11 protein-coding genes and 1 other RNA gene are annotated in these 12,037 nt (G+C 61.8%); 7 read left to right on the top strand and 5 right to left on the bottom strand.

Annotated elements, in window-relative coordinates; translation table 11 throughout:
- Nucleotides 1-93 precede the first annotated feature (93 nt).
- From mnmL to mtgA, 4 genes are all read left to right on the top strand, one after another.
- Nucleotides 94-1,029 carry a tRNA modification radical SAM protein MnmL/YtqA gene (gene mnmL, locus ACK3SD_RS15495; RefSeq protein ID WP_481126071.1) on the top strand — a complete coding sequence of 312 codons (936 nt, stop codon included), beginning with the start codon at nt 94-96 and terminating at the stop codon, nt 1,027-1,029.
- 79 nt (nt 1,030-1,108) lie between these two features.
- Complete coding sequence (gene arcB / locus ACK3SD_RS15490) at nt 1,109-3,448, top strand: aerobic respiration two-component sensor histidine kinase ArcB (protein ID WP_481126070.1); 2,340 nt, start codon at nt 1,109-1,111, stop codon at nt 3,446-3,448.
- A gap of 279 nt (nt 3,449-3,727) precedes the next feature.
- Nucleotides 3,728-4,375 (top strand): type 1 glutamine amidotransferase family protein, encoded by a 648-nt coding sequence (locus tag ACK3SD_RS15485; RefSeq protein WP_481126069.1) that lies wholly within the window; start codon nt 3,728-3,730, stop codon nt 4,373-4,375.
- Nucleotides 4,376-4,470: 95 nt separating this feature from the next.
- Nucleotides 4,471-5,106, top strand: a complete 636-nt coding sequence (mtgA, locus tag ACK3SD_RS15480) for a monofunctional biosynthetic peptidoglycan transglycosylase (RefSeq protein WP_481126068.1) — start codon at nt 4,471-4,473, stop codon at nt 5,104-5,106.
- 36 nt (nt 5,107-5,142) lie between these two features.
- On the opposite strand, the gene dolP is transcribed toward mtgA, so the two are convergent.
- The 4 genes from dolP to ACK3SD_RS15460 all read right to left on the bottom strand — a co-directional run bounded on the left by dolP (nt 5,143) and on the right by ACK3SD_RS15460 (nt 8,840).
- Nucleotides 5,143-5,715, bottom strand: coding sequence for a division/outer membrane stress-associated lipid-binding lipoprotein (gene dolP / locus ACK3SD_RS15475; RefSeq protein WP_137764445.1), 573 nt, complete (start codon nt 5,713-5,715; stop codon nt 5,143-5,145).
- Between the two features lie 9 nt (nt 5,716-5,724).
- Entirely contained in the window at nt 5,725-6,315 is a 591-nt protein-coding gene (gene diaA, locus ACK3SD_RS15470; RefSeq protein WP_137764444.1) for a DnaA initiator-associating protein DiaA, read from the bottom strand.
- A gap of 50 nt (nt 6,316-6,365) precedes the next feature.
- Nucleotides 6,366-6,728, bottom strand: a complete 363-nt coding sequence (locus tag ACK3SD_RS15465; protein WP_481126067.1) for a YraN family protein — start codon at nt 6,726-6,728, stop codon at nt 6,366-6,368.
- A gap of 90 nt (nt 6,729-6,818) precedes the next feature.
- Nucleotides 6,819-8,840 (bottom strand): penicillin-binding protein activator, encoded by a 2,022-nt coding sequence (locus tag ACK3SD_RS15460; protein ID WP_481126066.1) that lies wholly within the window; start codon nt 8,838-8,840, stop codon nt 6,819-6,821.
- 61 nt (nt 8,841-8,901) lie between these two features.
- On the opposite strand from ACK3SD_RS15460, the gene rsmI reads away from it, so the two are divergent.
- Together rsmI and rnpB are read left to right on the top strand one after the other, a co-directional pair.
- Complete coding sequence (rsmI, locus tag ACK3SD_RS15455) at nt 8,902-9,786, top strand: 16S rRNA (cytidine(1402)-2'-O)-methyltransferase (protein WP_481126065.1); 885 nt, start codon at nt 8,902-8,904, stop codon at nt 9,784-9,786.
- A 10-nt stretch (nt 9,787-9,796) separates the two neighbouring features.
- An RNA gene (rnpB, locus tag ACK3SD_RS15450) (RNase P RNA component class A) lies at nt 9,797-10,175 on the top strand.
- A 134-nt stretch (nt 10,176-10,309) separates the two neighbouring features.
- Here rnpB and ACK3SD_RS15445 read toward each other — a convergent pair.
- Entirely contained in the window at nt 10,310-11,011 is a 702-nt protein-coding gene (locus ACK3SD_RS15445; RefSeq protein ID WP_481126064.1) for a pirin family protein, read from the bottom strand.
- 107 nt (nt 11,012-11,118) lie between these two features.
- Between ACK3SD_RS15445 and ACK3SD_RS15440 the strand changes: the two genes are divergently transcribed.
- Complete coding sequence (locus tag ACK3SD_RS15440) at nt 11,119-12,018, top strand: LysR family transcriptional regulator (RefSeq protein ID WP_481126063.1); 900 nt, start codon at nt 11,119-11,121, stop codon at nt 12,016-12,018.
- Nucleotides 12,019-12,037 lie beyond the last annotated feature (19 nt).

Below are 12,037 nucleotides of genomic sequence, written 5' to 3'. Positions count from 1 at the left end.
AAACAGCAGCGGGGCGGGGGTTGATCGCGGTCATCATGCAAAAAGCCATTGCGCGCTAGGCTATTGGCTTTTTTCTGAGATAACCACACGATCATGCAGCTGTCACAATTAGTCAATATGTTCGGCCCCCATTTGCAACGGCGCTTCGGCGAAAAGGTGCATAAACTCACGCTGCACGGCGGCTTCACCTGCCCAAACCGCGACGGTACATTAGGGCGCGGGGGCTGCACCTTCTGCAACGTCGCCTCCTTTGCTGATGAGGCCGCCCGCCACCAGAGCATCGCCGCACAGCTGGCCACGCAGGCCGCCAACGTCAACCGCGCGCGCCTCCACCTCGCCTATTTTCAGGCCTACACCAGCACCTACGGCGAGATCGCACGGCTGCGCGACCAGTATGAGCAGGCGCTGCAACAGGCCAGCATTGTCGGGCTGTGCGTCGGCACCCGGCCTGACTGCGTGCCGGAGGCGGTGCTGCAATTACTGGCTGGCTACCGCGACCAGGGCTATGAGGTGTGGCTGGAGCTGGGGTTGCAGAGCGCCCATGACGCCACGCTGCGGCGCATCAACCGCGGCCATGACTTCGCCTGCTACCGCGAAACGGTGCAGCGCGCCCGCGCGTGGGGCATCCCGGTCTGCTGCCACCTGATTGTCGGCCTGCCGGGCGAGACAGAAGCGATGGCGCAACAGAGCCTGCTGCGCGTGGTGGAGGCCGGGGTGGAGGGGCTGAAGCTGCATCCGTTGCACATCGTCACCGGCAGCCGGCTGGAGCGCGCGTGGCAGGCCGGGCGGCTGTCACCCCTGACGCTGGCGGAGTATGTCACCACCGCTGGCGAGATGGTGCGTCACACGCCGCCAGAGGTGATCTTCCACCGCCTGTCGGCCAGCGCGCGCCGCCCGACGCTCTGTGCGCCGCTGTGGTGCGAAAACCGCTGGAGCGCGCTGGTGGAGCTGGATCGTTACCTGCGTCGCGAGGGTGGGCAAGGCTCGGCGCTGGCTGGCAAAAAATCTGCGTACTGCCTCCCAGCCTGAGCATTCCCCGTGGTCGCTGCCGCCCTGCCGCCGCTGATTTGCGGTATGATTCACGCCATGTTGTTTGACTGGAGTGGCTATGAAGCAAATCAGGGCGCTGGCCCAGTATTACGTGGATCTGATGGTGAAACTGGGCCTGATCCGTTTTTCCCTGCTATTGGCATCCGCGCTGGTGGTGCTGGCGATGATCGTCCAGATGGCCGTCACCATGCTGCTGCGCGGCCAGGTGGAGAGCATCGATGTGGTGCGCTCCATCTTCTTCGGCCTGCTGATCACGCCGTGGGCGGTCTACTTCCTCTCGGTAGTGGTGGAGCAGCTGGAGGAGTCGCGCCAGCGGCTCTCGCGGCTGGTGGACAAGCTGGAGGAGATGCGCCACCGCGACCTGGAGCTGAACAACCAGTTGCAGGAGAACATCGCCCAGCTTAATCAGGAGATCGCCGTCCGTATCAAGGCGGAGGAGGCGCGTCTGGCGGTGGTGGACAAGCTGAAGCTAGAGATGGCGCACCGTGAGCAGGCGCAGATCGAGCTGAGCCAGCAGTCAGCGTTATTGCGCTCCTTTCTCGACGCCTCGCCCGATCTGGTCTACTACCGTAATGAGGATAAAGAGTTCTCCGGCTGTAACCGGGCGATGGAGCTGTTGACTGGCCGCAGCGAGAAGCAGTTGATTGGCCTGACGCCCTATGACGTCTATACGCCGGACATCGCCGCCAAGGTGGTGGAGACCGACGAGAAGGTGTTCCGCCACAACGTCTCGCTCACCTATGAACAGTGGCTGGTCTACCCGGATGGGCGCAAGGCGTGCTTTGAGCTGCGCAAGGTGCCGTTCTATGACCGCATCGGCAAGCGGCACGGCCTGATGGGCTTTGGCCGCGACATTACCGAGCGCAAGCGCTATCAGGACGCGCTGGAGAACGCCAGCCGCGAGAAGACCACCTTTATCTCCACCATCAGCCATGAGCTGCGTACGCCGCTCAACGGCATTGTCGGCCTCAGCCGTATCCTGCTGGATACCGAGATGAACGAGGAGCAGCGCAACTACCTGAAGACCATTCATGTCAGCGCCATCACCCTCGGCAACATTTTCAACGACATCATCGAGATGGACAAAATCGAACGCCGCAAAGTGCAGTTGGACAACCAGCCGGTGGACTTCACTGGCTTCCTGGCCGATCTAGAGAACCTCTCCGGCCTGCTGGTGCAGCCCAAAGGGCTGAAGTTCGTCATGGAACCGCACCTGCCGCTGCCGCAGAAGGTGATCACCGACGGCACGCGCCTGCGCCAGATCCTGTGGAACCTGATTGGCAACGCGGTGAAGTTCACCCAGCAGGGGCAGATCGTGGTGCGTGTCTGGCACGAGGGGCAGGATCGCCTGCGCTTCGAGGTGGAGGACTCCGGCATGGGCATCCCGCAGGATGAGCAGGACAAGATCTTCGCCATGTACTATCAGGTGAAGGACCAGCACGGCGGTAAACCGGCCACCGGCACCGGCATTGGGCTGGCGGTCTCCAAGCGGCTGGCGCAGAGCATGGGCGGTGACATCACCGTGCGCAGCCAGCCGGGGCAGGGCTCCTGCTTCAGCCTGACCATCGCCGCGCCGGCGGTGGAGGAGGAGCCGGCCGCCCAGAAAGAGCGCGATGAGCTGCCGCTACCGGCGCTGCATGTGCTGCTGGTGGAGGACATTGAGCTAAACGTGGTGGTGGCACGCTCGGTGCTGGAGAAACTCGGCAACAGCGTGGAGGTGGCGATGAATGGCCACGATGCGCTGGCGATGTTCCGGCCAGACGAGTTTGATCTGGTGCTGCTGGACATCCAGCTGCCGGACATGACCGGGCTGGACATCGCGCGCACCCTGCGTGAGCAGTACGTTGACCACGCGCTGCCGCCGCTGGTGGCGCTGACCGCCAACGTGCTCAAGGACAAGAGGGAGTACCTCGACGCCGGAATGGATGACGTGCTGAGCAAGCCGCTCTCCGTGCCAGCGTTGACGGCAATGATCAAACAATTCTGGGATCACCCGCCCCGTCATGCGGGCAAGAAGATGGAGCCAAAGAGTATGCAAACCAACGAATCATTGCTCGACCTACCGATGCTGGAACAGTACATGGATCTGGTCGGCCCACAGCTGATTCACCAGAGTCTGGAGATGTTCGAACAGATGATGCCGGGCTATCTGGCGGTACTGGATTCCAACATGACCGCCCGCGACCAGAAGGGGATCGCCGAGGAGGCGCACAAGATCAAGGGTGCGGCTGGCTCCGTGGGGCTGAAGCACTTGCAGCAACTGGCGCAGCAGATCCAGACGCCTTCGCTGCCTGCCTGGTGGGACAACGTGCAGGACTGGGTCGATGAGCTGAAACAGGAGTGGATGCACGATGTGCAGGTGCTGCGTGACTGGGTGACGGAAGCCGAGAAGGAGTAACGGACGGCGATAGGGGTCATAAAAAAAATGACCCCAGCCTAGGCCGGGGTGCGCGAATACTGCGCCAACACCAGGGAAATCGGTAACCCACGCGATTATTGTCAGAGGGGTTGCGTTATCGCAGGTCTTGGTAATCTTTCACAACAAATTTTTACTGCTTCCTAACAATAGCAAAAGGCTGAGCAGTTGTTAAAGGAATCATTAAAATCTGTGATGTAGATTAGTCTTTATTCATACAAAACTTCAAGCAGTTGTTTTAAGAAATTTCGGAGGCGCGAGATGAAAAGGATTGGCGTGCTGTTCTGTGGAACACATTTTCTCGATGAAAATGAAAAGTCTGAAGCAATAATCACCCTGAATGCCCTGAAAATAGCGCCGGAGAAAGCTGATTTCCCCTTGTTTATTTTAAATGAACTCATTGTTAATAAAGAAGATTTTTTGGTTGAAGAAAATAGTGCGCTTTCCGTGGTAAAAACCGTAACTGGACTGACCTCCGACCCCTTAAATAACCCGGCCAAATTTGATCAATTTGTGCTGGATGGGCTTATTATTTTGTCAGCTAATAGTGTACCGGTTTACAAGAATGGGCGATTAAATAGCGCAATTTCTACCCAAGAAATTGATAGTGTTGCTGACCAGTTGCAAAAAATACATAAGCAACATAAAACAATTGCCTTTATAGGGAAAAGCGCTTTATGGGCACCCCTACTGATCGGATCGCCAGTACGCATTACCTTGGGGAACGATCCCGACCACGCCGAACTGATTGATGAATTGGGTGGAGAAGCAGTGATATGTCCGGCGGATGACATCGTGGTGGATGAGGAGCAGGGGGTCATTTCCACGCCCGGTTTTCTGGGCGACCAGGATGTTGAAAATGTTTCACATGGAATTCATAAGCTGTTAACACGTATTTTAGGTGTGTGATTATGTGGCCGCGAGACCATAAAAAGCAGAGATTATCCTGGTTAGCACTTGTCCGGCGGGCAATTTTTTCCTTGATCGCACTGTGGCTGGGCCTAATGGTAGTTTTTTCTTTTCTACCGGTTCCATTTTCTGCCGTAATGGTTGAGCGCCAGCTCAGCGCGTGGTTCTCCGGCAACACAGACTATGTCGCCCACTCAGATTGGGTGCCGATGGAGGAGATTGCCCCGATGATGGCGCTGGCAGTGATGGCGGCGGAAGACCAGAAGTTCCCGGAGCACTGGGGCTTTGACGTGGCCGCGATCCAGTCGGCGCTTGATCACAACGCCCGTCGCGGCAGCAGCCTGCGTGGCGCGTCCACCCTGTCGCAGCAGACCGCCAAGAACCTGTTGCTGTGGGATGGGCGCAGTTGGCTGCGCAAGGGGCTGGAGGCGGGCCTGACGGGCGGCATTGAGCTGATCTGGACCAAGCGGCGCATCCTGACGGTCTATCTCAACATCATTGAGCTGGGTGATGGCGTGTTTGGCGTTGAGCAGGCAGCCCGCACCTACTTCCACAAACCGGCGAGCCAACTGACGGCCTCCGAGGCGGCGTTGCTGGCGGCGGTACTGCCCAACCCGCACCAGTTCAAGGTGAGCGCCCCCTCTGCCTATGTGCGGCAGCGCCAACAGTGGATTTTACGCCAGATGCGCCAGATGGGCGGAGAGAGCTTCCTGCGGCAGCATAATTTGTAACGGGGAAAGCGTGGGCGCAGCGCGCCCACGGGGGGATTACTTGACGTAAGTGAAGGCGGTGGTGACGTGCTTGACGCCGCTGACCTGGCTGGCGATCTGGGCCGCGGACTGCCCCTCTTGTGACGTGACCAGACCCAGCAGGAACACCTCGCCGTTCTCGGTGGTCACCTTGACGTTGGAGGATTTCACCGAGTCGCTGGTCAGCAGCTGCGAGCGCACCTTGGTGGTGATCCAGGTGTCGGCCGAGGCGGTGCCGAGGCTAACCGGCGTCCCCTGGCGGATCTCGTTGTAGACCTCCTGCGCCCCATCCACGCCCATGGTGATCTGCTTGGCGCGTGCGGCCAGATCGGTGGTCGGGGCCTGGCCGGTGAGCAGCACCTTGCCTTGGTATGCCGTGGCGACGATGCGCGCCTCTTTCTTCAGTTGCTGGTCTTTCGCCAGCGCATTCCCGACACGCGCTTCCAGCGTCTCGTCATCCACTTGCGTACCCACGGTACGGGGGTCAGTGGCGGTCTTGGTGGCGACAGCCGCACTGCCAACCACGACCGCGCCAACGCAGCCTTGCAGCAGCAGGGCAGCGCACAGCGTTGCCAATAAACGAACCTTCATGGATGCTCCTTAATCGTCCTGGTGGGGAAACAGGGTGTTGTCTATCAGATCGCACAGGCAATTCACGGTGAGCATATGCATCTCCTGAATGCGTGCGCTGCGGTGGGAGGGGATGCGGATCTCCACATCCTGCTGGCCGAGCAGGCCCGCCACCTCACCGCCGTCATAGCCGGTCAGGGCGACGATGGTCATGTCGCGGGTCACTGCCGCCTCCACCGCCTTGACGATGTCGCGGCTGTTGCCACGGGTCGAGATGGCCAGCAGCACGTCGCCGGTCTGGCCGAGCGCCCGTACCTGCTTGGCGTAGACCTCATCATGCAGCCGGTCATTGGTGATGGCGGTCAGGACAATGTTGTCGGCGCTCAGGGCGAGGGCCGGCAGGCTGGGGCGCTCTGTCTCATACCGGTTAATCAGGCTGGCGGCAAAGTGCTGGGCATTGGCGGCAGAAGTACCGTTGCCGCAGCAGAGGATCTTATTGCCATTCAGCAGCGATTGCACCAGCGTCATGGCGGCGCGGGAGATGGCGTCGGGCAGCGCTTCGGCCGCCGCGATCTGGGTTTGGATGCTTTCGGTAAAGCAGGCTTTGATTCTTTCCAGCACGTCAGTTAATCCAATCAGTAAGTATCCGGCTGGGATCGCCGGTTATGGTGTTATTCCGCCGTGAAGGCATTGGGCAGCCACGCCAGGTGTTCACCGGTGATGGCCACGACGTCAAAGCGGCAGGGCGCGGTATCGAAACTGGCCTGCCGCCCCGCCAGCCAGACGCGGGCGGCATGCAACAGCCTTTGGCGCTTCTGCCGGGTGATGCTGTCAGCAGCGTTGCCAAAGGCCGCGTTGCGCCGGTAGCGCACCTCCACAAACACCCAGGTGGCATGGTCACGCATGATGAGATCCAGTTCCCCGCCACGCACGGTGACGTTGGCGGCCTCAAAACGCAGGCCGGCCCGCTCAAGGTGGCGGCGCGCCTGCTGCTCATATTGGGTACCGGTCTTCCGGCTCTCCGTGGCACTCATCGGGCCTCCTGGCAATTGCCGGAGCCGCTATCAATAGCACGTTAGCGGCCCCGGTCACAATGCGATGGGTGAATCGCGTGGCAGGCGGGGTCAGCCCGCCGGTACTAGCGAGCCGCGGCGGTACTGCAACCACGGCAGCTGGCGATGGATGACGCAGTCACTGTTGGCGCTCAGGCCGCCGGTAGTCCCCGCCAGCTGGAAGCCAGGGATGCCGCGCATCTCAGCGAAGTGGTTAGCCAGCGACCAAGCGTCCATGCCCATGGCATAGAGGCGCACCAGCGAGTAGTCGCTCTTGAACTGCGCGCTGGCCTGCTGCATCAGTTGCGGATTGCTGCCAGCCAGCAGTGGGATATCGCTGAACTCCAGCCCCTCCATCTCCAGGCGGTAGTCCGGGCCGGCCCCAGCCTGATAGCTGCGTGAGCTGGCATAGAGGGCGACGCCGCTGCGCGAGCCGCGTGACATGTCAATCATCGGCTTGATCAGCGTCATCTCATCCTGTGTGGCGATGATGTAGACCGCGTCCACGTTGCCGGACGGCGCGGCCGCGCCGGTGATCTGCGCATCGGTCGGCGGGGCCGGGATGGTGATGCCACCAATGGTCACGCCCTGCTCGCTCGGGGCAGGCTGCGCTGGCGCGGTGGCCACCGGGGTGCCGGTCAGGCGGATGCCCGCGCCGCCATTGATGGCCTGTTTCAGTTCGGTACTGGAGCCGAAGCCCTGTTGCAGCACGGTCTGGCCGCCCTGTTTCTGCCACTCGTCGGCAAAGGCTTTGGCGATGCGATCGCCCAGCGTGCCGCGCGGCGCCAGAATCAGCGGCATCTGCTTGTGCTGTGACCAGATATGGCGCGCCGCGTCACGCGCCTCATCCTCTGGCGAGAGTGCGAAGTAGCAGAGGTTGGGCAGGTTAGTCACCGTCTCCGGCTGGTTGAGCGCCAAAATATTCAGCGGGGTCTGGGCGGTGGCGAGCTGCTCGACGTTGCTCTTGAGCAGCGGGCCGACCACCAGCGTCGCGCCATCCTGCTGCGCCTGTGCCAGCAGGGCTGGCAGCGACTGGCCATTGGTGTCATACACCTTCACCGAGGCCGCAGGGGCGGCAACCGGTGCCGGGGCAGGCGCGGGCGCGCTTTCTACCGGCGCGGCGGTTTCAGCCGGTGGTGCGGAGGGGCTGACCACCGCATTCGGGTCAGCCGGGGCGGCAGGGGCCGTCTCGGTAGCCGCCGGGGCCGGTGCGGCGGCAGGCGTCGCCTGTAGGCCATTCTGTGCCGCCATAAAGCCCTGCTGGATGGCATCGCCAAACACCTGCGCCTGCCCACTGAGGGGCAGCAGCAGCGCGATGCGTGCGGTAGAGGCTTGCTGGAAGTTCAGCACCTGATTCAACAGCGTCGGCAACGTCTTGGCCGCCGGGTTCTGCGGGTAACGGGTCTGCCAGTCGCGGATACCGGCCTTCAGCAGATCCGGGTCTTGCTTGTTGTCCTGATAGAGGCGCAGCAGATCCAGCCAGCCCTGCAACACATTCTCGTCGGCGTTGATCACCAGCGAGTTGAACGCCTGCGGTGGCAGTTGCACCAGCGCCATCCAGGTCTGGTCGATGTTGTCTTGATGCGCCTGACCGCTCAGCAGCGGCTCCTGCGCAATATAGGCGCGGATCAGCGGCAGCCCCGGCTGGTTGCGGTTTGCGCCAATCAGCGCCTGATAGTAGCGCGCCTGCTGGTTGGCCGACAGGCCCTTGGGATTGAGGGCGCCGAGCGTGGTGGCTGCGGTGGCCGCATCGCCCTGCGCCAGTTGCAGTTCGCCGGTCAGCAGTTGCTGCTCCTGACGTTGCACATCACTGAGGGAGGCGGGCAGGCTGCCGAGCTGGGCCGCCGCCTGCGGGAGCTTCTTCTCATTCAGCAGGGCACGAATGGCAAGTAATTGCCAGTCAGCCTTGTTATCATCGCTGCTTTGCTGCATCTGTTGCAGGTAGTAGTCAGAACTGGCGGTGGCCGCGTCCTGGATATTGACGGGTGGGGTGGTTTGGGGCGCCTGCATTTGACAGCCCGCCGCGATCAGGGCTGCCAACAGAACAGGCACAAAGCGCCCTTTGCGGGGACGAACGACATGAGAGAAAAGCATGCTGTATCCAGTGATGTTTTTTCAAGATGCTCAATATTAAATCGGCATTCCGGACTAAACAATGAATCAACACGATCAGGCAGTGATTTCTGCCTCAACGCTTTATGTGGTGCCCACCCCGATCGGCAATCTGGGTGACATTACCCAGCGCGCCCTGGCCGTGCTTCAGGGGGTGGATCTGGTGGCTGCCGAGGATACGCGCCATACGGGCCTGCTGTTACAACATTTTGCAATAAATGCGCGGCTCTTCGCACTTCATGACCACAATGAGCAGCAGAAGGCTGAATTGTTGCTGGCGAAATTGCAGGAGGGCCAGAGCATTGCGCTGGTCTCCGACGCTGGCACGCCGCTGATCAACGACCCCGGCTACCATCTGGTGCGCCGCTGCCGCGAGGCTGGCATCCGCGTGGTGCCGTTGCCGGGCGCCTGTGCGGCGATTGCCGCGCTCTCCGCCGCTGGCCTGCCCTCTGACCGCTTCTGCTACGAGGGCTTCCTGCCCGCCAAGACCAAGGGGCGTAAAGACGCGCTTCAGGCGCTGGTGGAGGAGCCGCGCACGCTGATCTTCTATGAGTCCACCCACCGCCTGATTGACAGCCTGACCGACATGGTCGCGGTGCTGGGCGCGGATCGCTATGTGGTGTTGGCGCGTGAGATCACCAAGACCTGGGAGTCGATCCACGGCGCGCCGGTGGCGGAGCTGCTGGCGTGGGTGCAGGCGGATGAGAACCGCCGCAAGGGCGAGATGGTGCTGATCGTCGAAGGCCACAAGGCCGATGAGGAGGCGCTGCCAGCCGAGGCACTGCGCACGCTGGCGCTGTTGCAGAAGGAGCTGCCGCTGAAAAAAGCCGCCGCGCTGGCGGCCGAGATCCACGGTGTGAAGAAAAATTCCCTCTATCGCCATGCGTTGGCGCAACAAGAGGGTGACATTCAGGACGAAACCGCCTAATATGCGCGCCGGAGTTGACCAGACAGTCGCCGCTTCACTGCCGTCCTTTTCGGAGGAGACAGGTGGAGGGGAGGAAAGTCCGGGCTCCATAGGGCAGGGTGCCAGGTAACGCCTGGGAGGCGTAAGCCTACGACAAGTGCAACAGAGAGCAAACCGCCGATGGCCTGCGCAAGCGGGATCAGGTAAGGGTGAAAGGGTGCGGTAAGAGCGCACCGCGCGGCTGGCAACAGACCGTGGCACGGTAAACTCCACCCGGAGCAAGGCCAAATAGGGGTTCGCATGGTACGGCCCGTACTGAACCCGGGTAGGCTGCTTGAGCCAGTGAGCGATTGCTGGCCTAGACGAATGACTGTCCACGACAGAACCCGGCTTACCGGTCAACTCCACTCCATATAGAAAAGCCCGGATCAGGAAACTGGTCCGGGCTTTTTGCTTATCAGGCACGGCTCAGGCGCCCTTTTTTGGTGTTGCTGTGTAGGGTCATGCAATCGCCCGCTGCCGTGGTCGCAGCGGGCAAAATGGGTTATTCCGCCAGATCAATCAGCAGCGCGCGCAGCGGGCTGTCCGCCACTATCGTCAGCTCCGGCTCCTCACAGATAAAGGCTCCATCGCCGCAGGCCAGCCGCTGCCGCGCCTGCCCATCATGGCCAATGGCCTGCACCTCGCCGTGGATCGACTGCAAGTAGGCGCGTGGGCCATGCAGGCGCAGGGTGTGGCACTCACCGGCCGCTAGGTCAATGTGGTGCACCCACGCCTGCTGGCGCAGTTGCAGGCTGCCCTGCGCGCCATCCGGCGACGCCAGCAACTGGCAGGGGCGATGACGCAGCGTCAGCTGCTGCGCCGCGTCATTGACGCGCGCCGGGCAGGCGTCCAGCCAGAGCTGCATCCGCGTCAGCGGCCGAGTACCGGGATTCTGCTCGCTGTAGGTGATGCCCAGCTGGGCCGACAGCAGCAGCGCCTCGCCAGCCTTGGCGCGCAGGCAGTTGCCGAGGCTGTCGCGGTACTCCGCCTCGCCCTGCAAGATAACATTCAGCACATCCACCCGTGGGTAGCCGCGTGGTTGCAGGCCCGCGCCGGGTGCCAGCACCTCCTGGTTCAGGACGCGCAGCGAGGCGTAGCCCATCAGCGAGGGATCAAAATAGTGGCCGAAAGAGAAGGTGTAGCGGGCTTTGAGCCAGCCAAAGTCCGCTTTCCCGCACTGTTTGGCTGTTCTGCAAGTAATCATGACGTTTGGCTCGCGTTATTCGATAGCTAAATGGTAAGCGTCTGGACGGCGGATTGTTAGCCAGTTAATCTGGTGGGTATATTCAAAAATCCTGACAGAGAACCACCATGGCCAAAGACCGGGCGTTGACGCTGGAAGCGTTGAGAGTAATGGATGCAATAAACCGCCGTGGCAGTTTCGCCGCCGCCGCTGATGAGCTGGGGCGCGTGCCGTCGGCGTTGAGCTATACCATGCAGAAGTTGGAGGAGGAGCTGGACGTGGTGCTGTTTGACCGCTCAGGCCACCGCACCAAATTCACTAATGTCGGGCGGATGCTGCTGGAGCGCGGCCGGGTGCTGCTGGAGGCGGCGGACAAACTGACCACCGATGCCGAGGCGCTGGCGCGCGGCTGGGAGACGCACCTGACGGTAGTGTGCGAGGCGCTCTCGCCCGCCACCCAACTCTTCCCGCTGGTGGAGCGGCTGGCGCAGAAGGCCAATACCCAGGTGTCGCTGCTGACCGAGGTGCTGGCCGGTGCGTGGGAGCGGCTGGAGCAGGGGCGCGCCGACATCGTTATCGCACCGGACATGCACTTCCGCTCCTCATCCGAGATCAACAGCCGCAAGCTCTATACGCTGATGAGCGTCTACGTCGCGGCGCCCGACCACCCGATCCATCAGGAGCCGGAGCCGCTGTCAGAGATCACCCGCGTCAAGTACCGCGGCATTGCGGTGGCGGACACCGCCCGCGAGCGGCCGGTGCTGACGGTGCAGCTGCTGGACAAACAGCAGCGCCTGACAGTCTCCACCATTGGCGAAAAGCGTCAGGCGCTGATTGATGGCCTTGGCGTCGCCACCATGCCCTACCCGATGGTTGAGCAGGACATCGCCGCTGGCCGGCTACGGGTGGTGAGCGCCGAGTACAACCGCGAGACCGACATCATCATGGCCTGGCGGCGTGACAGCATGGGCGAGGCGAAAGCCTGGATGCTGCGCGAAATCCCCAAGCTGTTCAGCCACCTGCAATAATCCCCGCTGGCCGGCCGCC

This window comes from Chimaeribacter sp. YP20170169, from assembly GCF_056739715.1.
The sequence above is the reverse complement of the archived record's forward strand: the minus strand, read 5'-3'. Positions and strand labels throughout refer to the sequence as shown.